General features: G+C 60.4%; 13 protein-coding genes. 1 reads left to right on the top strand and 12 read right to left on the bottom strand.

All coding sequences use genetic code 11. The features are described 5' to 3' along the window. Positions 1-144: 144 nt before the first annotated feature. From sov to tatA, 8 genes are all read right to left on the bottom strand, one after another. Positions 145-7,713, bottom strand: coding sequence for a T9SS outer membrane translocon Sov/SprA (gene sov, locus LGH70_RS02085; RefSeq protein WP_226182199.1), 7,569 nt, complete (start codon positions 7,711-7,713; stop codon positions 145-147). A 24-nt stretch (positions 7,714-7,737) separates the two neighbouring features. Further along, on the bottom strand, positions 7,738-8,343 hold the full coding sequence (gene ruvA, locus LGH70_RS02080) for a Holliday junction branch migration protein RuvA (protein WP_226182197.1): 606 nt from the start codon (positions 8,341-8,343) through the stop codon (positions 7,738-7,740). A 232-nt stretch (positions 8,344-8,575) separates the two neighbouring features. Then, a complete protein-coding gene (locus LGH70_RS02075) occupies positions 8,576-10,846 on the bottom strand; it encodes an NADP-dependent malic enzyme (protein WP_226182195.1) in 2,271 nt (756 codons plus the stop codon). 557 nt (positions 10,847-11,403) lie between these two features. After that, the gene (locus LGH70_RS02070) at positions 11,404-11,955 is read right to left on the bottom strand and encodes a Riean_0653 family protein (protein WP_226182193.1); all 552 of its coding nucleotides are present in this window, start codon (positions 11,953-11,955) and stop codon (positions 11,404-11,406) included. 280 nt (positions 11,956-12,235) lie between these two features. Next, positions 12,236-14,212, bottom strand: a complete 1,977-nt coding sequence (locus tag LGH70_RS02065; protein ID WP_226182191.1) for a LysM peptidoglycan-binding domain-containing protein — start codon at positions 14,210-14,212, stop codon at positions 12,236-12,238. After that, positions 14,212-15,651: an Asp-tRNA(Asn)/Glu-tRNA(Gln) amidotransferase subunit GatA gene (gatA, locus tag LGH70_RS02060; RefSeq protein WP_226182189.1), complete on the bottom strand. Its 1,440-nt coding sequence runs from the start codon at positions 15,649-15,651 to the stop codon at positions 14,212-14,214. The genes LGH70_RS02065 and gatA overlap by 1 nt, the downstream gene beginning before the upstream one ends. Positions 15,652-15,661: 10 nt before the next feature. Continuing rightward, entirely contained in the window at positions 15,662-16,078 is a 417-nt protein-coding gene (locus LGH70_RS23760; RefSeq protein ID WP_348533729.1) for a Sec-independent protein translocase subunit TatA/TatB, read from the bottom strand. 12 nt (positions 16,079-16,090) lie between these two features. Next, positions 16,091-16,312: a twin-arginine translocase TatA/TatE family subunit gene (gene tatA / locus LGH70_RS02050; RefSeq protein WP_135464314.1), complete on the bottom strand. Its 222-nt coding sequence runs from the start codon at positions 16,310-16,312 to the stop codon at positions 16,091-16,093. A 334-nt stretch (positions 16,313-16,646) separates the two neighbouring features. On the opposite strand from tatA, the gene LGH70_RS02045 reads away from it, so the two are divergent. Beyond that, positions 16,647-17,609, top strand: a complete 963-nt coding sequence (locus LGH70_RS02045; protein ID WP_226182187.1) for a GAF domain-containing DNA-binding protein — start codon at positions 16,647-16,649, stop codon at positions 17,607-17,609. A gap of 244 nt (positions 17,610-17,853) precedes the next feature. Here the strand turns inward: LGH70_RS02045 and LGH70_RS02040 are convergent, their stop codons facing one another. The 4 genes from LGH70_RS02040 to LGH70_RS02025 all read right to left on the bottom strand — a co-directional run bounded on the left by LGH70_RS02040 (position 17,854) and on the right by LGH70_RS02025 (position 22,929). Beyond that, on the bottom strand, positions 17,854-19,194 hold the full coding sequence (locus LGH70_RS02040) for a murein hydrolase activator EnvC family protein (protein WP_226182185.1): 1,341 nt from the start codon (positions 19,192-19,194) through the stop codon (positions 17,854-17,856). Between the two features lie 37 nt (positions 19,195-19,231). Continuing rightward, complete coding sequence (gene lolB1 / locus LGH70_RS02035; RefSeq protein ID WP_226182184.1) at positions 19,232-20,002, bottom strand: lipoprotein insertase outer membrane protein LolB1; 771 nt, start codon at positions 20,000-20,002, stop codon at positions 19,232-19,234. Next, positions 19,995-21,806 (bottom strand): tetratricopeptide repeat protein, encoded by a 1,812-nt coding sequence (locus LGH70_RS02030; protein WP_226182182.1) that lies wholly within the window; start codon positions 21,804-21,806, stop codon positions 19,995-19,997. The genes lolB1 and LGH70_RS02030 overlap by 8 nt, the downstream gene beginning before the upstream one ends. Positions 21,807-21,918: 112 nt before the next feature. Continuing rightward, positions 21,919-22,929, bottom strand: a complete 1,011-nt coding sequence (locus LGH70_RS02025) for a sugar phosphate nucleotidyltransferase (RefSeq protein WP_226182180.1) — start codon at positions 22,927-22,929, stop codon at positions 21,919-21,921. Positions 22,930-22,933: the final 4 nt, after the last annotated feature.

Raw genomic sequence — 22,933 nt, 5'->3', positions numbered from 1 at the left:
CGGGGCGCCCGAGGCCAAAAGTACGTGTTGGCTTGCGAAATGGCTAAAGCCTGGCCCCGGCAAATTGCCGGAAATCCAAAAAAAACAGCCACCGGCCCTTTGCGGAGCCTGGTGGCTGTGTTAGCGGTGCTGCCCTGTTGGGCTTTACTGCGACAAGCTGTAGCGAAGCTGCAGGCCGCCTTCGGTTGCCGAGTTCTTAAAGGAGTTCTGCACCCGCGGCTCGGTAACGGTGCGCGAGAAGAACACCTGCAGGTTTAGCCGCTGGTTCAGCACGTAGTCGATGGTGGGGCGCAGCTGCAGCTGGCGGGTACCATTGGTAGCGAGGCCCCGGGCCCGGCCCACGTTGCCCGCCGTGATGATATTGCGGGTAGGATCGTTGGGGTCTGGGATAGTCGTTGGGTCGGCTACTTCCTCGATGGTGCGCTGAATAGTGGTGTTGTCCCGAATCGACAGGTCCAGGCGGGCCGTCAGCTCGTTGCGTAGCACACGCTGCTCACCCCCGATGCGGAACGGGATTTTCAACCGGTTCGTGGCGTAGCCAAACCCCACCACCAGCTCCTGCGAGTGCAGCTCCGTCACCTGGGCGTTGGTAGCATTCAGGGTGATGTTGCGCTCGGTACGCAACTCCAGGCGGCCCGTTACTTTCTGCAGGGTCTGGAAGTTGAGGCCAATCAGCGGGGACAGGCGCTCGGCAATCGTGACCTGCCCGATGATGTAGTAGGGAATAAACTGGTTGTTCTGGCTGGTCAGCGTGGAGAGGAAATCCGGCTGGGAGTTATACAGCGTGGACGTGGTGTAGCTGGCCACGTTGTAAGTAGAAGCGTAGGCGTGGTTCAGCGTAATCGAGCGGAAATAGCGCTTCATGAAGGGCAGCTCGGCCAGACCGTTGTAGTCGATGCGCCAGTTGGGAATGGGCAACAGGGCAAACGGGTTGAACTTCTTGGCCTTGTAGCCGTCCGAGGAACGGCCCTGGTAGGCATCGATGAAGGCCGGAATCAGCACGTCCTGGGAGTTGTAGCCATACACGCCGGCCTTGGTGGCGCGGTCGGGGCCGTAGGCTTCCGGGTTGGCCGCCTGCAGCCGCTCCCGCACGATTCCGCGGTTTGTTACAAACCGGTCGAAAGCTTTGGACTGCTCCCCGTTGGCCGACCGGTCGCCAAACAGCGTCTGGATAGAGATGAACGAGGTGCTGAACGTGCCGGTGCTGTTGGGCAGGCGCGGCGCCAGCTCCCCGGTGTAGTTGCCCGTGACACGGTCACGGAAGGGCTCCAGCGTGGTCGTATCTACCGCCAGACGGTAGAAAGTTTCGTTGTTGCGCACCAGTTGGCGGCGGCCGTCGAGCTGAATGTTGAAGTCGCGGAAAGGCTCCAGAGCGGTGCGCAGGGTCAGGTTTTCCGTCATCAGCGAGCTGAAGGGCGTGTTCAGCAGGTCGCTGCGCTGGGTGTACCAGCCGTTGGAAGTGGCTTGGTTGTACAGCTCTTCCAGACCATACTGCCGACCCAGCACGAAGGGAATTCCGGGGGCCAGCTCATTATTCAGGCCGAAGAGGCTGGTACCCGGCAGGTAGCCCGGCAGCAAAGTGCCGCTGCTGCGGGTGTAGGTGAAGTTCAGGGAGCGGGCCGTCATTAGGGAGCGGAGCACAGCCTTGAGCACGCGCAGCTCCGGTCCTTTGGCCGAGTCCTGGGCGGCTTCGGCCGGCTGCTGGGCTTTATCCTGCAGCTTGCCCAGGGCCGGCGGCGTTATCAGGCCTTTGCGGCCGGCGTCCCGCTCTTTCTGCAGCGGGGCCGGGGCATTGTTGATGATGTTGAGGAAGCGCACCTTGTTGTAGAGCTTCACCAAATCAATCTTGCCGTTGGCGCTGATTTCGGCGTTGTTCTGCACCGTGTTGCCTAGGTTGAAGGACTGAGTCAGCTTCAGGCTGTCCGGGTCGGTGGCGTTAGGATACAACGGAGCCGTCAGGGCCGTGGAAGCAGCCTGCCACGAGTAGTTGGCCGCATAGCGCGTATCTGCCGACAGCCAGTCGGTCAGCGGAAACTTGTCCAGGGGCAGCCGGTAGGTGAGGGCCACGGTCTGGTTGAAGTTGGTGGTCCGGCCGCCGCGCTTGAACAGGTTGTCGCGCAGCTGCTCGCGGTTGGCGCGCGCAATGGGGTCGTCGCCCAGCGAGGGGCCTACGCCTTCGTCAATTACCGCCCGGTTGTTGGCCGTGTAGTCGAAGATCAGGCTCTTGGTCAGGTCCCACTTCAGGTCGTAAATCCGGTTGAAGAAAAAGCTCTTCTGGTAGATGGGGGCAATACCATCGGTGGTGGGCACCTGGCCGGGCAACTGGGTGCGCTGCAGCTGCCGCTCGTTGTAGCGGCGGTCCAGGTCGGCGCGGAAGGCAAAGCGGCTGGGCAGGGGCGTGAAGTTCAGATCCTGGAAAATCTTCAGGTAGGGCGAGTCCAGGGCCTTGATAGACGCCAGCGGGGTGTAGTTCTTCGGCGTCGTCTGGTACACATAGGCCAGGGCCCCGGTGTAGGTCTTGGTGAAGTCCCGGTCGGTGCGAATGTCCGTGTGCAGGCGCTCGGTCAGGGAGTAGCTCAGGGCAAAGTTCTCCACGTCGTAGGGCCGCACCTTCTTGTCGGGGTTCAGCCGCTCCTTGCGCACGTTCAGCAGACTGATGCTTCGACTACTGGTTTGGTCGATGACCTCCTTTTTGTAGGCGGCCTTGTCATCTTCTGATTTAAACTTGAGCAGGGACTGTTCCAGGCGGGTGTCGGGGTCGAGCGGGTCGTACTTGGGGCTGCGGGTTTCCTGGCCGGCCTGCACCAGCACCGGAATGCGCAAACCCAGCTTCTCGGGCAGCAGCTTGTCGGCGGCTACGGCCGCGTTGAAGTCGCCGCGGATAACGTTGTCGAGGGAGCGTTGGGCCACTTTGTCCTGCAGGCCACCGAAGCCGATGGAGGTGTAGCTGCCGGTAGCCGTAATATTGGCCAGGTCGGCCAGCTTGGTGTTGAAGCGCGCGGTAGCGGCCCAGCCGTTTTCCCGCTCGAAGTCGAACACCCGGAACTCATCGGCCCAGATGCACACCGACTTACTGGCGTTGTCGTCCTGCGGGTTCAGCACGCCAATCATGACGCCCTGCACCGCGCTGAAATCGGGGTTGCCAACAATGGTGATGGTGGCCCCGTTGGGCAGCTGCTTCACAAATGGTACCAGCAGGTTGGGGCTGGTCTGGTTGCGGGTGGCCTTGGCGTCGATAAATTCCTGGAAGGAAATCTTCACCTCGTTTTCCTCAGGCCAGATGTCCCGCTCGTTGGTCGAGCCCGGCTTGGTGATCTGCAGGGGCAGCGAGTATTCGTAGTAGTTCTGGGTGTAGTCGGTGCCAATGCGCACAAAGGCGCGCACCTGCCCGGCCGGGCCGTTCACGATGCGCTGGTCGTCGCTTTCGGCGTGCAGGAACATGCGCAGCTGCTTGTAGCGCAGCATGCTAATGTTGATGTTCTTGTAGGCTGCCTTGCCCACGCCGTCGCGCAGGTCTTCCACGCACAGGCGCAACGACTGCTCGTTCTGCTCGCGGTTCACGGTGCTGGAGCCGTACTCCTTGTCGCGCTGAATGTTGGGCGGCAGCACGTAGGGAATAGCGTCGGTGCCGCTCACGCTGGCAATACCGTTCTCCTCGATGCTGACCGTGGAAATGGTGAAGGGCGTCTTGTCCTCGCCGCAGTTGATGCAGGGCGCACCGGGCTGGGAAATCGGGCTCAAGAAGCGGCGCCACTGGTTGGCCACAAACTGGGGCTGCACCATGCGCAGCACCACCGGCTGCTGCCAGCCCGTGAGGTACATGCGCACGAAGCGAATGGACTTGTAGCCGAAGGGCTCACCGGTCTGGCCATTGACGATTACGCCCGAGGGCTGCCGAATCGGAATGCGGAACTGGTACCACGACACCTGGTCGCCGGTAATGGAGTTCGTAACCTTGTCGACGATGTAGTTCTGGCCGACTTCCATCTGGTCGGGCTTCAGCGACATGCGCCACTCGTAGTAGCGCTCCGTGTCCGTAATGACGTTGTCCCGGTTCAGGTCTTCCTTGTCGGGAAAGGCCGTGGAGCTGAGCTGGCTGTTCTCCTGCGAGTTGCCTTCCATACCGTTGTAGTTCTTATACCGGCCCAGCACCTGCGTGCTGTTATTGGTATAGAAGTCGTCGAGGTGGTGGCGGAAGTTGTCGGCCGAGGGGTCGTCTACCGAGGCATAGGCCCCGGTAATAGCCCCGAAAAAGGCTTTTTCCTCGTTGTCATCTAGGCCTTCCAAACCAATATCCTGGCGGGCGCGGCCCCCGGGCGTGGTGTTGAAGGCGTCAGTCAGGAACTGCTGGCGCGACACCCGGCCCCAGTCGGTCGGCTTGGTGTCCTGGTTGATGTCGGCCGGGCTGGTGGGCAGGCCGTTTTCAAACTCGTACTGGCTGCCGTCGCGCAGCACGTCTTCCGACACCGAGCCCAGGTTCAGGTACAGCTCACCACCGGTTTCGTTGTTTACCGGCGCATTCTCCGAGTCGTTGATCTTGCCCCGGTCACCCTTGATGAAGGGGTCCATGAGCCAGAACTCCATGTACTCGACGTTGGCGTTATCGAAGTCGGTGTCGAAGGTGATTTCGCGGCTGATACCGGCGTAGTGCGAGGTCAGGGGCGAAGTCAGGCGCTTGCCGTTGTCCTTGATGGCCGGGCTGTAGTTGTACTGGCCCCGCTCCTCGGGAAAGTAGGCCATGTCGAACGAGTACTCGAAGCCGTTGCCGGTGGCGCCCACGTCGCGGTTGGGGAAGATTTCGGTACGCTCGATGCCGCGCACGTAGTGGTTCTTCAGCTCATTGTCGCTGATGTTGCCGGGCTTGCCAGGGCCGCCCGTGTAGTATGTCTGGTCGACGGTGTACCAGGCCAGCTTAGCGCGCTTGAAGGCATATTCGCGGTTGGTGGCATTAGGCGCCACCAGGGGCGAGGGCGTCGACGACAGGCGCCAGGCCGTGGCCGCGCTTACCCCGCCCAAGGAGTAGGGCGTACGGGCGTTTTCAAAGTCGTCGATGTAGGACACGCCGTCTTCGCCGCGGCCCAGCTTGGAGCGGCCCGGCAGCAGCTGGGCAATTTCGCCGCTGAAAGCCACCGAGGAAGGCTCCTTGGTCGAAATCAGGGGCAGCATGTCCAGGTACTTGGTCAGGGCCCGCGAGTCGCGCCGCATGTTCACGTCGAAGCCGTAGATGGTGTTGTTGCCCGGCTCGTCGCCGATGTTGACGCGGTTGATGCCTGGGGCCTGGTTTTCCAGCAGATGCAGCACCGTGGCGCCGAAGTTCACGTCCTGGTTGAGGCGGTAATCGAAGCGGGCCCCGAGCAGCTTGCGGGGCTGCACCTGCACCAGGGCATTCTTCTCGAACGACACCTTCAGCTCATTGGCCGAGTTCAGGTAGCTCGGGTTCAGGATTTTGACCTTGGCCTGGTCGTAGAAAACCTGGTAGTCGCGGCCTTCTTCCAGCAGCGTGCTGCCCGAGGTAACGCGCACCGAGCCCTCGGCAATGCCCAGGCCGGGCAGGTTGATTTCGTCGGTGGCAGTAGCCTGGAAACGGCCGCGCAGGAAGAACTTGTCCTTCTCCTGGCGCTGCTGGGCGTCGCTCTGGGTTTGGTTGTAGAGCTCCTGGTACACGTATTTGCGGGCAAATTCCCGTTCCAGCTGCGGGTTGCCGCCGGCCCGGCCCGTGGTGTCGAACTGGGCGCGCAGGTAGCCGCCAAAAGGCTCCACTACCGGGAAGATGATTTTGCCCAGGTCGGGGTCAATGGTCGTGCCGGGGAAGAAGTCGAAGTTACCGTCCGGGTTCTGGTCGTTGTTGGGGTTTACGTTGTCCAGGTTCAGCACCTGAATCAGGGGCACGTTCACCAGCCGCTGGCCTTCCTTCAGCGAGATAAGGTCGACGCCGGTCTGGTCGTCCTTGTACACGATCTGGAGCTGGAAATTGTCCCGGTTCAGCTGACTGGCGTTCAGGGAGTAGATGTTTTTCATCATCAAATCCCAGGTCGGCAGGTTGCGCGTGAGCAGGTTCAGGTTTTCTGTGTTTTCACCTGGGTTTGCCAGGCCTACGCCCGGGTTGCTGGCTTTCAGCAGCTTCAGGTACAGCACCTGGCCCTGCTGCACGCCCGAGTTGTTGGTAGCTATGTCGCCTACGGTGTAGGTTTTGCCATTGTAGGTATACTGGTACGATACGGCCAGCACCTGCTCGGGCAGCAGGGGCGTATTCAGCGACAGATAGCCCAGCTGGGCATTGAAGGTATACTCCCGGGCATCGAGCAGCCGGGCCCGCACCCGCTCGTAGTCGATGGTCTTGCTCAGGTTCTGGCGCTGCAGGTACTGGTCGGCGGTTTCGGCATCACGCGCCTCGTTGCCGCCGCTTACTACAATGTCCTGGTACTCGCGGTTGGAGGTGTTGTCGGCCGGCAGCCGGTTGGGGCTGCGCCGAAACTGCTGCCGGTACACGCGCGCCGGCTCGGCCAGGTCCATCAGGCCCACCACGTTGCGCAGGTTGTCGCTCTGCCGGTTGTCGTTCGTAACGTAGACCTCAATGTGCGTAATGTCGATGCCCGACTGAATCGTGGGCAGGTTGCGCAGGGTGGCATCATACCGGTCGCGGAAAAACTGCGCCAGGAAGAAGTGCCGGTCCCGCTCGTACTGGCTGGCTTTCAGCTCGAAGTTGCGGCTCTGGGCCCCGTTCTGCACGCTCACCGCGTCGGCGGTGCCGCGCAGGGTGCTGGCCACGGCCGTCACGGCCAGCTTGCCGAACTGCAGCTGGGTTTTAACGCCAAACAGGTTCTGCCCGCCCTGAATCAGGGAGTTGTTCAGGGGCAGACTCACGTTGCCCAGCTCTACTTTGCGGATGATTTCGGTTTCGTAGCCCGTGTAGTCGAGCTTCATGTTGTTCTCGAAATCGAAGGCCGCCTTGGTGTCGTAGTTGAACGTGAGCCGCAGCTTCTCCCCGATCTGGCCGGTGAGGTTGAGGTTCATGTTCTGCTCGTACTGGAAGTCGCCCACCCGCTGCTGGCGCAGGGTCAGGGTGGGGTTCAGGTTGCGGTTGAAGCGGGCGCCCATGCGCAGGGTCACGGCCCCGTTGGGTCGGATATCCACGTAGCTGCCGCCGAACAGCCGGTCGGCAATAGGGCCCAGGTAGATCTTGGGAATCAGACGCCGGTTTTCGGGCGTATTCTCATCCCCGGCCACCCCGCCGGCCGACCGTTCCCGGAAATACCGGCGAATGGCTTCGCGCTGCTGCCACTCCGAGTATTCCTCGAAAGTCATCAGGCTCGGGTCCCGAAAATCAATGTCGGCCCCAACCTTTTCGCGCACATCGTAGTATTCTAAGCTGTCGTCGGGCGTTACCTGCAGGTTCACGTTCGAGGGCAGGTCCAGAATCAGGGGCGACTGCCGCCGCTGGGGCGCAAACGGTGAGCCGGGCCGATCCTCGGGCTCTACCTTGGGGCGCCGGCTGGGCCGGTAACGACTGGTGTCGGGCAGTACTACCCGGGGCGTGTCGGGAGCAAGGGCCACGCGGGCACGGCGGCCAGCCTTGGGCAACCAGGCCCACAGCTGACGCATAGCAAACGGACCAGCGCCGATAGGTGCCGCCTGCGACCACCAGGCCAGCAAAGAGGCGACAACAACTATCGTGGCGGTGAGGGACTTCTTACCGGAGTTCAAGTGTAGCAAGCAGACGCGGGGCCAGGTAAAATTCTAATGAGACTTAAGAGCAAATTTAATTAATTCCTCCACGCTCAGCTCGTTGCCGTGCTTCTGCTGAATCTGGTCCAGGTTCTTCTCGGCAGCGGCCCGGGCGAAGCCCAAAGTCACTAATGCGGCTAACGCTTCCGAGCGGTTCGTATTGTGCGCGCGGGCCAGCGGCACGGTATCTACTCCGGCCTTGCTGAGCAGCTCATCCTTGCGCAGCTTGTCGCGCAGCTCCAGAATCACGCGCTGCGCCGTTTTGGGTCCTACGCCCTTGATGCTCTGAATAGAGCGCACATCCTCACTGACGATGGCGTGGCGGATTTCGCCCACTGACATCGACGATACCATCATAATGCCCGTGCCCGGCCCGATGCCCGATACCGAAATCAGGTGCATGAACAGCGCCTTTTCATTGGGGTCCAGGAAGCCGTAGAGGGCCTGAGCATCTTCCTTGATGTGCTGGTAGGTGTAAATCTTGGCCTTCTCGCCTTCCAACGGAAGCTTGGAGTAAGTGGCCAAAGAAATTTTAATCTCATAACCCACGCCATTCACGTCCATAATGGCCATTGTGGGGTCTTTGTGAGCTAGTTTTCCGTCGAGGTAGGCAATCATGCAGGCAAGCTAAGAATAAGAAACTGAACGCGGCAGCAACCCGGGTATGGCAAAAAGCAGATATTGACATCCGCAACCGGGCGTAGCTTCGCGTGAAGGCCAACAGTGAATCCGGGCTTTTCTATCCCAAATCTACTGGCTTTTTCCACTAAAAAACGGGATGTTTCGGCCGAGTTTGCCCGGCCGAAACATCCCGTTTCTTGGATGTATACGCAGTTTTATCGGCCGGCCCTTACAGGGGCTTGCGGTTGGTCTGCGCATCGACGACGGCAATGGCCGTCATGTTCACGATTTCGCGCACCGAGGCGCCCAGCTGCAGAATGTGCACCGGCTTGCGCATGCCCATCAGCACCGGCCCGATAACCTCCGCGCCCCCGATTTCCTGGAGTACTTTATAGGCAATGTTGCCCGATACTACGTTGGGGAAAATCAGGGTGTTGGCGCCCTGCTCGGCCAGCTCCGAGAAGGGGTATTGCTCGCGCAGCAGCTCGGGATTCAGGGCCGTGTTGGCCTGCATTTCACCGTCGAGCAGCAGGTCGGGGTAGCGCTTCTTGGCCAGCTCGGTGGCCCGGCGGGCCTTGTCGGGCAGGGGGCCGGGGTTGGAGCCGAAGTTAGAGTAGCTCAGCACGGCCACGCGGGGCTCGGTGTCGAAGAAGCGCACGGTGCGGGCCGCCAGCCCGATGATATCCACCATTTCCTCGGCCGTGGGGTCGATGTTCACGGTGGTATCGGCGAAGAAGAATGGGCCTTTTTTGTGCTGGATGATGTACATACCGGCCACGCGCTGCACGCCGTCGTCTACCCCAATTACCTGCAGGGCGGGCAAAATGCTTTTACCGTAATCCTTGCTCAGACCGCTGATAAAGGCATCGGCCTCGCCGGTTTCGACCATCATGGAGGCGTAGTAGTTCCGCTCGCGCAGCAGGCGGCGGCCTTCATACAGCGTAATGCCGCGGCGCTGCCGCTTGCGGAACAGCAGCTCGGCGTACTCGTCGCGCTTGGCGTCTTCTTCCAGAATGTCGATGATCTGGCAGCCCTCCAGGTCGAGGCTGTTGGCGCGGGCAATGGCGTCAATCTTCTTGCGGTTACCCAGCAGAATCGGCACGGCGATACCCTCGTCGTATACGATTTGGGCCGCCTTGAGAATCTTGTAATTGTCGCCTTCGGCAAATACCACGCGCTTGGGGTTGGCCTTGGCCGCGCTGGTAATGCGGTTCATCAGCTTCTGATTCACGCCCAGGCGGCTGCGCAGCTCGTCCTCGTAGGCCAGCCAGTCGGTTATTTCGCGGCGGGCTACGCCGCTGGCAATGCCGGCCTTGGCCACGGCCACGCTCACGGTCGTAATCAGGCGCGGGTCGAGGGGCTTGGGAATGAGGTAGGTGCGGCCGAAGGTCAGGGTGTTGTCGCCGTAGGCCTTGTTCACCATGTCGGGCACGGGCTCCTTGGCCAGCTCGGCCAGGGCCTGCACGGCGGCCAGCTTCATGGCCTCGTTGATTTCGGTGGCCCGCACGTCCATTGCGCCCCGGAAGATGTAGGGGAAGCCCAGCACGTTATTCACCTGGTTGGGGTGGTCGGAGCGGCCCGTAGCCATGATAATATCGGGGCGGGTGGCCAGGGCCAGCTCGTACACGATTTCCGGGTCGGGGTTGGCCAGGGCAAATACGATGGGGTTGTCGGCCATCTTCAGGAGCAGCTCGGCGGGCAGCACATTGGCGGCCGACAGGCCCAGGAACACGTCAGCCCCTTCCATGGCCTCGGCCAGGGTCGTGACGTTGCTGGAGGTAGCAAACTGCATCTGCAGCTCGGCTAGGTCGGTGCGGTGCTGGTTTATCACGCCGTCCTTGTCGAACACCGTCACGTTTTGCACGTTCAGGCCCAGCTCCCGGTAGAGGCGCAGGCAGCTGATGGCCGCCGCACCCGCGCCGCTCACCACCAGCTTGATTTCCTTGATGTCCTTGCCCACCACTTCCAGGGCGTTCAGCAGGGCGGCCGACGAAATAATGGCCGTACCGTGCTGGTCGTCGTGCATCAGCGGAATGGTCATCTGCTCGCGCAGGGCCTTCTCAATTACGAAGCACTCGGGAGCCTTGATGTCTTCCAGGTTGATGCCGCCGAAGGTAGGCTCCAGCGACTTGACGATGCGCACGAACTCGTCGGGGTCGGTGCAGTCGATTTCGATGTCGAAGCAGTCGAGGCCCGCGAATTTCTTGAACAGGACGCCCTTGCCTTCCATCACCGGCTTGGAGGCGTCGGGGCCGATGTTGCCCAAACCCAGCACGGCCGTACCGTTGCTGATAACGCCTACCAGGTTGCCCTTGGCGGTGTACTTATACACGTCGTCTTTGTTGAGGGCAATGGCTTTGCAGGGCTCGGCCACGCCGGGGGAGTAGGCCAGGGCCAGATCCAGCTGGGTGCTGACGGGCTTGGTGGGCACTACTTCGATCTTGCCGGCCGGGTTCTGGGAGTGGTAGTCGAGGGCTTCCTGTTTGTTTATTTTCAGCATGAGGGCGGAGCAATAAATGAGGGGTTGCTACAAAGCAAGTAAGCAAGTTGGGGCGAAATCAGCCGGAATCAAAGCCGCCCGCCTCACGCGCGCCCCGCTGCCGCCCTCAGCCCGGCCCCTGAAAATCATCTGAACTCCTATGAATTTTATGCGCGGTCAGGTGAAAATTACGGGAGCTTCCGTGAAATTCATGGAGCCCGCATAAAAAACACGGGGTGTCGGATGAAGCTCATCCGACACCCCGTGAATGGAAGGCTGATCCTGGTGCGCAGTAGCGCGAATTACAAAGTTCGCGCTACTGCTGCCCTTTCTACTTTGGGCGCGGCAGGCTTAGCAACGGCTTTGCTGGAAGCGGGAGCCGTTTTGGGGAAGAGTGAAAGCAAGCTAAACAGGTAGCCGAGTGCTACCTCATCCTATGGACCAATGCCGCGTTGGGCAGAGTCAACACTGGGACTAGAGGCAATCTAGACCAGTCATCGGTAGAACACTATCATAAAAGATGCCGGAGGTAGTGGCCGCACGACTTAGTAGAATTAGGATAGAAAAAAGGAGGCGGTCTAAAACGGATAGTCGAAACGGCCGTGGGTAAGGTGGTGGGTTTCGGAGCCGTTCTGCTCCTGCACAGTCATATCGAAGGTGCCCGAGACGATGTGAGCCACCGTGTCGAAGCGCGTAACGGTCAAGGTGCCCGTGGCCGTCGGGCCGGTCAGGAAGCTTCGTGGTACCGTTAGGCTTTTAGTCATAAAGTATAATCCATAGGCGGGGCTGTGGTCGAGCAAGACTTGAGCCTGCTGGTTGAAAGCAAATGTGCCGGTTCGACGGACGTCAGGTAGGAAAATATTTAGCCCCGTCCGGTCACTGTATCTGCTGAAGGTCAGCTCTAAGGAGCGGCCGGTCTTGGTGCGGCGCCACTGAGCCAGGAAGCCGCTGCCACCGCCGCCGAAGTTAATAGTACTACTCTCGTCCGGCAGCCAGGCTTGGCCATCGAGCAGGAAGGCACCGGCTCCGCTGCCGGTCTGCGAGGCGTCGGGCAGCTTTTCCAACTCAGTTTTTTCTTTTTTACAAGCACTGGCCGTAAGCAGCAGCAGAAGGAGTGGGAGCAGTTTCATAATTGTAGAGGGAAGGGAGGAAGCAAGCTAAACAGGTAGGCAGACCAGCCAAAGTAGGACTATAGATGGTAGCGGTGAGAAAGACTGCGTAAGTATAACACCCTGCTTTCAGGCCCGGCGCCGAGAATCCGGCGGAAATAGACTTTACAAGCGCCCCGAGCCAGCCACGGAAAGTGCCTTGAGCCACGGGCAGAGCCACATTCAGTGGGGCAAAAGGCGGACTTAACAAAAAGGCCACCCCATATGGAGTGGCCCATACTATTTGGAATTATCGGAGGCCTTAACCCTGCACCAGCAGCTTCTGCCCCGGCTTCACTTCATCCGATTTGAGGTTGTTGAGCTTGCGCAGCTGCTCCACCGTTACGCCCTGGTAGCGGCGCGAGATGTTGTAGAGCGTGTCGCCGGGCTGCACCAGGTGCACTTTGGGGGCGGGCAGCACGTCGGCCGGGCGCGCTGCCGGAGCGGCCGGGGCAGCAGCCACGCGGCGGGCGGCGGCTTTGATGGCTGCCGCGGCTTCCGCTTCTGTGGGCGCCCGAAACAGCAGCTTCTGGCCCGGCACCACGGCTTCGGTTTCCAGGCTGTTCCAGGCCATGAGCTGGGCTACGGTTACGCTCCGCTCCCGGGCCAGCCGGCTCAGGTTGTCGCCCCGGCGCACGGTGTATTCGGCGGGCAGGCCTTCATTCGCAGCAGCTGGTGCGGCGGCCTTAGCCTCGGCTACAGCGGCCTCCCGGGCCGGGCGCGAACTGCGGGTCGGGGCCGCGGCCAGGACTTTCTCTGGCTCCGTATCTACCTTCTGCGTGTCGGCAGCAGTTGTAACCGGCGCCGGCCGTGAGGCTTTGGCTACTGTTTCTTTCTCCGCTGCCTTTTCAGCGGGCACAGGCAGCTTGGCGGGTACCGTTGCCTTGCGGGCGGCAACAGCCGGCGCTGCCGTGGCGGGAGCTTCCAGCGGCACAAATACCACCAGCTGCTGGCGCGGTACCAGGGCCTTGCCCTGGCGCAGCTTGTTCCAGCGCCGAACCTGGGCCGGGCTTACCTCGTAGCGCGCGGCTACATCCGCCACGCTTTCCCCACGCCGCACCGAGTGCCGGATGCGGCGATACTCGGGCTTGGCGGCGGCTTTTTCAGTGGCAGCCAGCGCCGCCGCGGCCGAATCAGCAGCGGGCAGGGCCGGTACCAGCGGCGTAATCGGGTGCGGGGGTGGGGCTACCACCTTGCAGAAGTCCAGCAGGGTGTTGCGGTCCACCGCGGCCAGCTCGGTCCGCACGCAGGCCGGCACCGTCAGCTTGTAGTTCCGGATAGTTTCGGGCAGGAAGCTCTTGCGGATTTCGGGGTTGTGCCGGGAAATAGCCGCCGAGTCGAGGCCAAACTGAGCCGAGAACTTACGCAAATCCAGGCTGCGGCCCGAAATCATGAGCGTGTCGGTGGCCTCGGCGTACTGGTAGCGCAGCGAGTCGTTGTGCAGGCCGTGCTCCTTGGCATACTGCAGCGTGTACATGGCCGCCGTGAAGGTGGGCACGTAATTGCGCGTCTCCTTGGGCAGGTGCGGGTACATATCCCAGAAAGTCCGCTTGCCGGTGCGCTTCATGGCCCGCTGCACGTTGCCGCCGCCCCAGTTGTAGGCGGCCATCACCAGCTCCCAGTCGCCAAACATGCGGTACAGGTCGCGCAGGTAGCGGCAGGCGGCCTCCGTCGACTTCTCCGGATTCATCCGCTCGTCGATGTACTCGTTCTGCACCAGGCGCATGTCGCGGCCGGTGGGGCCCATAAACTGCCACAAGCCCACGGCGCCCACCCGGGAGCGGGCCGTGGGCAGTAAGGCCGATTCTACCACCGCCAGGTACTTCAGGTCCTGGGGCAGCTTGTATTTGGCCAGATACTTCTCAAACAGCGGGAAATACAGGTTTTGCCGCTCCAGAATGCGCTGGGTGTAGCTGCGGTTGCGTAGCGTGAAATAGTTCACGAAGCTCATCACCGTGCCGTTGAACACGTGGGGCATGTCCGTATCCAGGCAGCTTATCCGGTCCCCGACCAGGTCGCGCAGCTCGGGCGGAGTTTGCAGCCACACCAGCCGGGCCGAGTCGACGGCGGCGGGTTCGGCCACCAGCGAGTCGAGGGGCGCGGTGAGCTGCACGCGCGTGGTGTCGTCGGTGCGCGTGCCGTTCGGATTCAGTTCAGGTTGTACCTGCGCCGCACTGGGGCGGGCCGTAAAAGCCAGGAGCAGAAAAGGAGCGGCAACGCGCAGCAACGACTTTTTCATCAAGGAATGGCTGGAGTGAGGGATTCCGTGAGTGAATTGGCAAAGGCCAGCAGATGCTCCTCGCGGAACGCGCCGCTGAGCACCTGTACGCCAATCGGCAGCCCGGCCGCGTCGGCGCCGGCGGGTACCGAAATGGCCGGTACGCCCGCTAGGGAAGCCTGTACGGTAAAAATGTCGGCCAGATACATAGCCAAAGCATCTTTCTGGTTTTCGCCAATCTTGAATGCCGTGGTCGGTGTGGTCGGCAATACCAGGAAGTCGTACTGGCGCAGCAGTTCGTCGGTCTTGTCCTTTATCAAACGACGTACGCGCTGGGCTTTGGTATAATAGGCGTCGTAATAGTCAGCCGACAGCACGAAAGTGCCCAGCAGAATCCGGCGCTGCACCTCGGGGCCGAAGCCCTGGGCGCGGGTTTTCTTGTACAGCGACTCCAGATCGGTAGCATCCGGAGCCCGGAAGCCGTACTTCACCCCGTCGAAGCGGCTCAGATTGGAGCTGGCTTCGGCCGTGGTCAGAATGTAGTAGGAGGGTACGATGTAGTCGAGGTAGGGGAAGTCCACGGCATCCACCACATGGCCCTGGCCGCGCAGCGTGTCCAGCACGTCTTCCACGGCCGCCTTGATTTCCGGGTTCAGGCCGGGCCGCTCCATTGTGTCGCGGATGTAACCGATGCGGTAGTGCGGGGCGGGCGTAAGCAGCTTACTATAGGCCGGCACAGGCTGCTGGCTAACGGTGCTGTCAAAATCGTCGGGGCCGGCCATTACTTCCAGCAGCAGGGCCGCGTCTTCCACCGAGCGGGTCAGCGTGCCAATCTGGTCAAACGACGAAGCGTAGGCCACCAGGCCGTAACGCGAAATGCGCGAGTAAGTGGGCTTGAAACCGACAACGCCGCAAAACGCCGCCGGCTGCCGCACCGAGCCGCCGGTATCGGAGCCGATAGAGGCCAGGCACAGGTCGGCCTGCACGGCCACGGCCGAGCCGCCCGACGAACCGCCGGGCACCCGTTCAGGGTCAATTTCATTGCGGGCCGGACCGAAGTAGGACGTCTCATTGGAAGCGCCCATGGCAAACTCGTCGCAATTCTGGCGGCCAATGATGATGGCATCCTGATCGAGCAGGCGCTGCACGGCGGTGCCGGTATACAGCGACTTGAAGCCGTCCAGAATGTGGCTGCTGCTCTGCAACGCGTGGTCTTTGTAAGCCAGCACGTCTTTGAGGCCGAGTACCATACCGGCCAGCTTGCCGGCAGTGCCGGCGGCTAGTTTGGCATCCACGGCATCGGCCTGAGCGCGGGCTTCGTCGGGCCACACTTCCAGAAAAGCATTCAGGTGGCTTTTCTTCTGGATGTTATCCAGATAATACTCCACGAGCTGACGGCAGGTCGTGGTGCCTGCCGTCAGCTCGTTGCGAACTTCCGTAAGAGAGGTAAAGCGTCTCAAGTGGTTGCTATCAGTTGGTCATTTGATCAAGGCGGGGCCGCTCTTCCGTAGTAGGTACCGGGGGCGTAATGCCACCGTCCATGGGCGGAGCTACCGTAGTAGCGGGAGCGGTATAGGTAGTAGCAGCGGCGGCAGCATCGTTATGATGCGCCGGGTGCACCGGAGTTGTTGGCTCTTCAACAACGGGCGGAGCAGGGGCTACGGGGTAAGCAGGTTGAGGCGGAGCCTGGTAGCGGGGCTGGTCGGCGTTTTCAAATTCGCTGCGGATTTCGCGCGAAGCGTCTTTGAACTCGCGGATGCCTTTGCCCAGGCCACGGGCCAGCTCGGGAATCTTATTGGCGCCGAAGAAGATCAGGATAACGACCATGATCAGCATGATTTCGCCGCCGCCGAGGTCGCCTAAGAAGAGAAGCGTGGGAGTCTGCATGAGGCTACTGAATTACAGACGGGGCTGCGTGGGGTCGTTAGGGTTGGCCGGCCGGTCACGGAACTCGGGCTGCTCGTCCTTGGAAGCGTCCTTGAACTCGCGGATGCCCTTGCCCAGGCCTTTGGCCAACTCAGGAATGCGCTTGGCACCGAACAACAAGATAATAACAAAAAGAATCAGCAGAATTTCGGTGGTTCCGAAGCTACCGATCAGAAAAAGCGAGGCAAGAGTCATAGTCAAATGGCCAAAGGCCGTTTTGGAGTGGCAAAGCTTATTGTACGCGAATAAGAGCCGGTTAGGATTGGTAAAAGTACCCCATAATTTTCAAATGATTTTCACCGGCTAGTTTTGCGGAAAATATTTCTGGCCGTAGCCCAATCCATCCCCGGAATTAAAAACGTACGTATCCGAATCTTCAGCCGTTCGCATCATGCGTACTGTTCGATTACTGTTGTGCTTTATTCATAAAATTCAGAATGAATAGCAACCAAACAGTATTTTTTCTGAAGCATTTTTATTTTTAGGTTGTTATGGTAGCTGCCTCATACTGCCTTCATTTGCTTGACCAATGCCAGCCAAACCAAGCTCTACCATTTCGCCCCACGCCTTAGCAAACCATTTCCACGGGACCATCAGCGAAGCTGACCGCTTAGAAACGCTGCGCAACTACCAGATTCTGGATACGCCTCCTGAACAGGTCTTCGATGATCTGGCCAAGCTGGCCGCCTACATCTGCGGCACGCCGATTTCCCTGGTTTCCCTGATTGACGGTGACCGGCAGTGGTTTAAGGCCAACGTGGGGCTGGGCGGAGTGGAGAGTACGCACCGCGAGATTTCCTTTTGCCAGCATGCCATGTTTGGCAACAACGTCTACGAGGTAGAGAATGCCTGCGAAGACCCCTTGTTTAGTAACAACCCGCTGGTGGTGAATGACCCGGGCATCCGCTTCTACGCCGGCGCCCCGCTGATAACGCCCGAAGGGCAGGCCCTGGGCACGCTCTGCGCCATCGACCGGGTGCCGCGGCGCCTTACCGAGCAGCAGCGAGAAGCCCTGCGTATTCTGGCCCGGGAAGTGGTGTCGCACCTGGAACTGCGGCGGGCCCGTCTGCAAATCGAGCAGGAGCAGCGCAAGCTCGAAGGGCTGCTGCGCATGGCTAACGACGCGGCCGATTCGCTGTATATGGTAAGCCGCAATGAGCTGTTTATCAAGCAGGACCACAAGCTGGTGCGCGTCAGTGCGGCCGATATCCGCTATGTGGAAGCCCTGGGCGACTACGTGAATATCTATGCCGGGCGCGAGCGGCACACAGTATACAGCACCATGAAGGAGCTGGAAACCAAGCTGCCGCCCCGCGAGTTTGCTCGGGTGCACCGCAAATACATCGTGCGGCTCGACCGTATCGTGGCCATTGAGGCTGATGCGGCCATCGTGGATACGGGCCGGGGCACTGACTCCGTTACCAACCTGCTGCCCGTCCCAATTGGCAGCTCCTACAAGGCTGGGCTGCTGGGCCGGCTGAACCTGGTATAGCGGCGCAGGCCAGATAATGAATCGTTTCCTTTAGCGAGGAAAATTGCTGTTTCAGCGAAAGGTGGTGGTATTTGGCGAGGGTTCACCTATCTTTCGTCCTGTTATCAAGGAATGCTCCGTTGCTGGCGGAGGCTGCAGAGTCTGCGCCGTTGCGAAGAGGTTTCTGGTAGCTAAGTTTGTTTTCATAGCTCAGAAAGGCACCGTACGCTGTACGGTGTTTTTTTATGCCCTGCCGCCAGCCGCCTTACTTGCGGCCCAGCCAGTTTTCCGGGTTCAGATTCGAGCTGTTGCGCCACACCTGAAACTGCAGTTCCGAGGTGCCCTCTGCGTTGGTATACACCGTGCCGATCTGCTGGCGCATATTGACCTGCTGGCCCTCCGTTACACTCACGGTGCGCAGCTTGGCGTACACGGTGAAGTACTCCCCGTGCTGAATCATGACGATGTTATTCATGCCCGCAATGCTGGATACGGTCAGCACCTTGCCCTCGAAGATAGATCGGACCGGCTCCCCGGCGCTGGTCTGAATATCGACCCCACGGTTTTCGACGATGACGTTTTTGAGCACGGGGTGCGCGTGCCGGCCGAAACGCTGGGAAATGAAACCCTTGGCCACCGGCCACAGCAGTCGGCCCCGGTTGTCGGCAAAAGACGACGACAGCTCCGCCGTTTCGGGCGTCAGAGTCACTTTGTCGACGCGCTCCACGGCAGCTTCCTCCGCGGCTTCGGCCGCGGCCGTGGCGGCCCGGCTGGTGGCGCTGGGGCTACGGGCCGGGGCACTGCCCGAGCTGGCGTTAGCGCGGGCTGCTTCGGCGCGGGCTTTGGCCGCCGCGGCGCGAGCCGCCGCCCGGGCGGCGCGGGCAATTTCCTCCCGCACGCGCTCCGCAATCAGGTTGTCGAGGCGGCTGATGGCCTGCTGGCGGGCGGCCAGCTCCTGGCGCAGCCCTTCTTCCTGCTGGCTCAGCTTGGTCACGACCTGGTCCTGCTGGGTTTTCAGGGTCACCAGATTGCGCTTCTCGGACAGCTGATTCGACAGCAGGGAGCTTTTCTCCTGCTTTTTCACCGTGAGGCCCGTCAGCTGCTGACTCAAGCGCTGCTTGGTGCTCGAAATCTGGGCGGCCTGGGCCTTGCGTACTTCCGAATACTGCCGGATATAGCGCAGGCGCAGCATAAACTGATTGAACGACTCGGCCGCAAACAGGAACATGATGCGGTTGTAGCTGTTCGCCGTCTTGGACGAGGCGTAGATCATGCGGGCGTACTCGGCCCGCAGCTGCTCCAGGCTCTGCTGGGTTTGCTGCACCTGCGTTTCGGTCTGCTTCACATCCGATTCGATGTACTTCAGCTCCGAGGAGATATTCCTGATGACGCCCTGCTGCACGGTCAGCTTTTCCTTCAGGGCATTCAATTGGCCCACCGACGCCTGTTTCTGCTTCTGGGTTTGCTCCAGAATGCGGCTGGTTTCCTGAATGCGTCTGAGGGTAGCGCGCCGTTCCCGTTCCAGCTGGGCTTTGCTCTTTTTCCGGGTAGTAGCGGCAGCGGGGCGGGTGCTGCGCTGGGCCCACGCCGGGGACTCTTGCCACAAAAGCAAGCCAGCAACAACCAGGAAAAACGCGGTACGCTTACTTTTTGCGAACATAGCCCTTCGGAACCGAGAACGGGAAGGCAAGACGCTCCTGGTCTACATCCACGTTGCGGTAGTTGATAGAGGCCGTGGCCAGCTTGCCGGCCGTAGGCTGGCCCTGCACCAGCACAGCGTAGGCAAAAGGCATCCCGCTGGGAGCCAGCGGGCGGAAGTCGGAGAAGTCGACCGTGAAGTTGTTTTTCGTCTGCTGCTCGGCCAGCTTGATCTGCTGCACGCGGTTACGGGTCAGCTCGATGAGCTGGGTAATGAGCACATTGCCTTCCTGAAACTCGACCTGCTGCATGGCGCCCTGGTCATCAATCTTGGGCGAGGTGCTGGCCTCGGCCGGCAGGTAGTTGCCCAGCAGCAGGGCCTGCACCCGGTCGTAGGTCACGGGCACGTTCAGCAGGCGGCTCAGGTAGGCGTAGTCGCCGGCGTAGTACTCCTTCTGCAGGTAGTTGATGACCTGTACCGAGTCGCGGGTGATATAGGCCCGCACGCCCTCAATGCCCAACGACACCGACAGCCAGATGGCGCTGTCCTTGCGCACGCGCAGATTCAGGTTGGCCGTTTGCTGCAGTTCGGGCGTGTCAATCTTGATTCTGCCCTTGGCCTTGAGGTAGCGGAACTCCAGATTTTTGGCTTTCACCAGTTCAGAGCCTTTGGCTGGCGCGGCCGTTGTGGCCGTTTTGGTTGGGAAAATCTTGCTGCTACAGCCACTCAGTAGCAGGCCCACCCACAGCAACACCAGCGGAAAGCACTTATTCATATAGTTTTTTGTCTTTGATCTTGCGGTCAATCAGGGCTGAGGCCCCGCCCGCTTTTTTGGCTCGTTGCCACTCGGCCATGGCCAGTTCTTTTTCCCCGAGCTGAAACAGCACGTCGCCGTAGTGCTCGATGATGGTGGCGTCGGTACTGGTTTTCAGCGCCTTCTCCAGGTTTTGCCGGGCCCCGGTGTAATCCTTCAGCTTGTAGAGCACCCAGGCGTAGGTGTCGAGGTAGGTGTCGTTGTTGGGAAACTGCTTTACCAGCTTGCCCGACATTTCCTTGGCCCGTTCCAGCTTCTCGCCCCGCACCGACAGGAAGTAGCTATAGTTGTTCAGGGCCTGGGCGTTGTTGGCGTCAAAGGTCAGGGCCGATTCGTAGGCCGCATCCGACTTGGCGTACTCCTTCAACTCGTGGTAGGCGTCGCCGAGCTGGGTGTCAATCTGGGCCAGCAGCTCGGGGTTATCGGTCGAGAGCTTGCGGCCGTACTCCAGGGCTTTAACGCCTTTCACGGGCTGTTTCTTCAGCAACTGGGCCACACCGTTGTAATACCACAGCGGGGCCTGGTTTGGAAACAGCTCCAGGGCCCGATCGGTGTGGCGCAGCAAGGAGTCAATCTGGTTTAGCTCGGCATCAATAAGCACCACCTGCTGCCAGATCTGGAACTTGGAGTTGTCGAGCCGGATGGCCTTGAGGTAATTGGCGCGGGCCTGCTCTTTGCGCTCCGTAATGGTTTGAATATCGCCGGCTACGGAAAAGGCCTTGGCTTCCTTCGGGTGTACCCGGGTGGTAATGTCGGCCAAATCCAGGGCTATTTTCTCCAGGGCCGGGTTGGGTAGCTGCTTGATGTAGTCAACTAGAATCCGAACTTTCTCATCGATGTCCAGCGCCGGACTTTCAAACGCCAGCTTGATCTGCTTGTCCGACTCGGGCTTGTTCTGTTGCTGGCGGTAGATGTCGGCCAGAATCATGCGGGCCTGGGGGTTGTCGGGGTCCTGCTTCAGGGCCTTTTCCGCCACCCGGATGGCATCCGGAAACCGATTGTTTACCGCGTACATCTCGGCCTGGGCCAGCACGTAGCGGATTTCGTCGGGGTTGGAGGCAATCAGCGCCTCGCCTTCCTGCAGGGCCTTGTCGAGGTTGTTCTGCTTGAGGTAAATCTGCTGCTTCTTGAACGACACCTCATCCAGGGGGCCAAACTGCTTTTCGGCCTGCTCAAACGTGGTCAGGGCCTCGTTCAGCTTGCCCTGGGCCATGTACAGGTCGGCTAGGTTAAACAGGTAGTAGCCCGAGTCGGGCACGTCCTTAATCAGGCTGGTGTAGACCTTGGCGGCCTGGTCGTACTGTTTCTGGGAGGAATAAATCTGGGCCAGCAGCAGGTAGTAGTACGAATTCTTGGGGTCGAGCTTGACGGCTACCTGCGCGAAGTTGGTGGCATCCTTGAGGTTGCCGCTGAGCAGGTTGGTTTCGGCAATCTTGTAGTTGATGGCCGCGTTGGTCGGGTTCAGGGCGTAGGCCTTCAGCAGGCGTTCCAAGGCTTTGTTGTAGTCTTCGAGCAGCACGTACTTCACACCCTCCACGAAGAACGACTCGCTCATTTCGCGGTCTTTCTCCGACAGCTCGCGCACTTGCTGGCGCGCCGCATCCAGTTCGGCACGGCGCGCCAGCTCTTTGCGCTCTTTACGGCTGAGCTTCTGGGGCTTAGGATCAACCGCCGGAGTTTCCTTGCCGGCCGGCTGCTGGGCATAGCCCGGCTGGGCTAGCAGCATGCCCAGCAACAAAAGAGTAGTAGCGGCAAATCGACTCATGGACGCAGTAGCACGGACGACGGTTTGCCGTCCAAAAAAAGGAGTTACGCCAAATAAACAAATTGGCGGACAGAAGCCCGCGCTACTGCTAACATCCGGAGCGACAAAAACATCACACGCGCAGCGTGTTGTAGTCGCCCAGGCTCAGGTCGTTGGGCGTTCCGGTCAGGGTAGCGAAGTTACCGATCATCGAGTTCGTCACGTTGCCGTGCAGTACCGAGGCCGACTGCTGCACAATGGAATTAGACACCACCGAGCTGCGAACGTTGCTGTTGTCGCCCAATGATACATGCGGACCCACCACGGAATCAGTTACCACGACGTTTTCGCCGATGTACACGGGCGGAATAAGTACGGAGTTGACGAGCTTGGCAGATTCGGCTACCAGGTTTTCGCCGCGCTCCTGCAGGTATTCGAGGTAGCGCTGGTTGGTGAACACCGTAGCGTCCTTGTTGCCGCAGTCGAGCCACTCCGTAACGCGGCCGGGCACGAACGTAGTGCCCTTGTTCTTCATATTTTCCAGGGCGTTGGTGAGCTGGTACTCGCCTTTGTCCTTGATGTCGTTGTCGAGCAGGAACTGCAGCTCTTCGCGCAGGTAGCCACCGTCCTGGAAGTAGTAGATGCCGATAATGGCCAGGTCCGACACAAACTCCTGGGGCTTTTCCACGAAGTCGGTAATCTGCCCGTTCTCGTCGAGCTTCACCACACCGAAGGGTTTGGGGTCATCCACGCGCTGCACCCAGATAGTGCCGGCCGCTGAGCTGTCGAGGGTAAAATCGGCTTTGAAAAGCGTATCGGCGAAGGCCACCACCAAGGGGCCGCTGAGGGATTCTTTGGCGCACAGAATAGCGTGGGCCGTGCCCAGGGGCTCATCCTGGTACACGATGGTGCCCTTGGCGCCCACCGATTCTGCAATCCTGATCAGGCTTTTCTCCACCGTTTCGCCGAAGCGGCCGATGATGAAGGCTACTTCCTCCACCTGCTCGCCACAGACTTTGGCAATGTCTTCCACTAAACGCTGCACGATGGGTTTACCGGCAATCGGAATCAGGGGCTTGGGAACCGTGAGAGTGTGGGGGCGCATGCGCTTGCCCATGCCGGCCATCGGTACAATGATTTTCATAGCG

Origin of the sequence: Hymenobacter nitidus (genome assembly GCF_020447315.1) — a bacterium.
Lineage (GTDB): Bacteria > Bacteroidota > Bacteroidia > Cytophagales > Hymenobacteraceae > Hymenobacter > Hymenobacter nitidus.
This window is presented reverse-complemented; position numbering and strand designations above follow the sequence as displayed.

Excerpts from the sequence above, each read along its gene's own strand:
- ruvA (WP_226182197.1), bottom strand. The coding sequence starts at position 8,343 with ATGATTGCCTACCTCGACGGAAAACTAGCTCACAAAGACCCCACAATG.
- LGH70_RS02075 (WP_226182195.1), bottom strand. The coding sequence starts at position 10,846 with ATGCTGAAAATAAACAAACAGGAAGCCCTCGACTACCACTCCCAGAAC.
- LGH70_RS02070 (WP_226182193.1), bottom strand. The coding sequence starts at position 11,955 with ATGAAACTGCTCCCACTCCTTCTGCTGCTGCTTACGGCCAGTGCTTGT.
- LGH70_RS02065 (WP_226182191.1), bottom strand. The coding sequence starts at position 14,212 with ATGAAAAAGTCGTTGCTGCGCGTTGCCGCTCCTTTTCTGCTCCTGGCT.
- LGH70_RS23760 (WP_348533729.1), bottom strand. The coding sequence starts at position 16,078 with ATGCAGACTCCCACGCTTCTCTTCTTAGGCGACCTCGGCGGCGGCGAA.
- tatA (WP_135464314.1), bottom strand. The coding sequence starts at position 16,312 with ATGACTCTTGCCTCGCTTTTTCTGATCGGTAGCTTCGGAACCACCGAA.
- LGH70_RS02045 (WP_226182187.1), top strand. The coding sequence starts at position 16,647 with ATGCCAGCCAAACCAAGCTCTACCATTTCGCCCCACGCCTTAGCAAAC.
- lolB1 (WP_226182184.1), bottom strand. The coding sequence starts at position 20,002 with ATGAATAAGTGCTTTCCGCTGGTGTTGCTGTGGGTGGGCCTGCTACTG.
- LGH70_RS02030 (WP_226182182.1), bottom strand. The coding sequence starts at position 21,806 with ATGAGTCGATTTGCCGCTACTACTCTTTTGTTGCTGGGCATGCTGCTA.
- LGH70_RS02025 (WP_226182180.1), bottom strand. The coding sequence starts at position 22,929 with ATGAAAATCATTGTACCGATGGCCGGCATGGGCAAGCGCATGCGCCCC.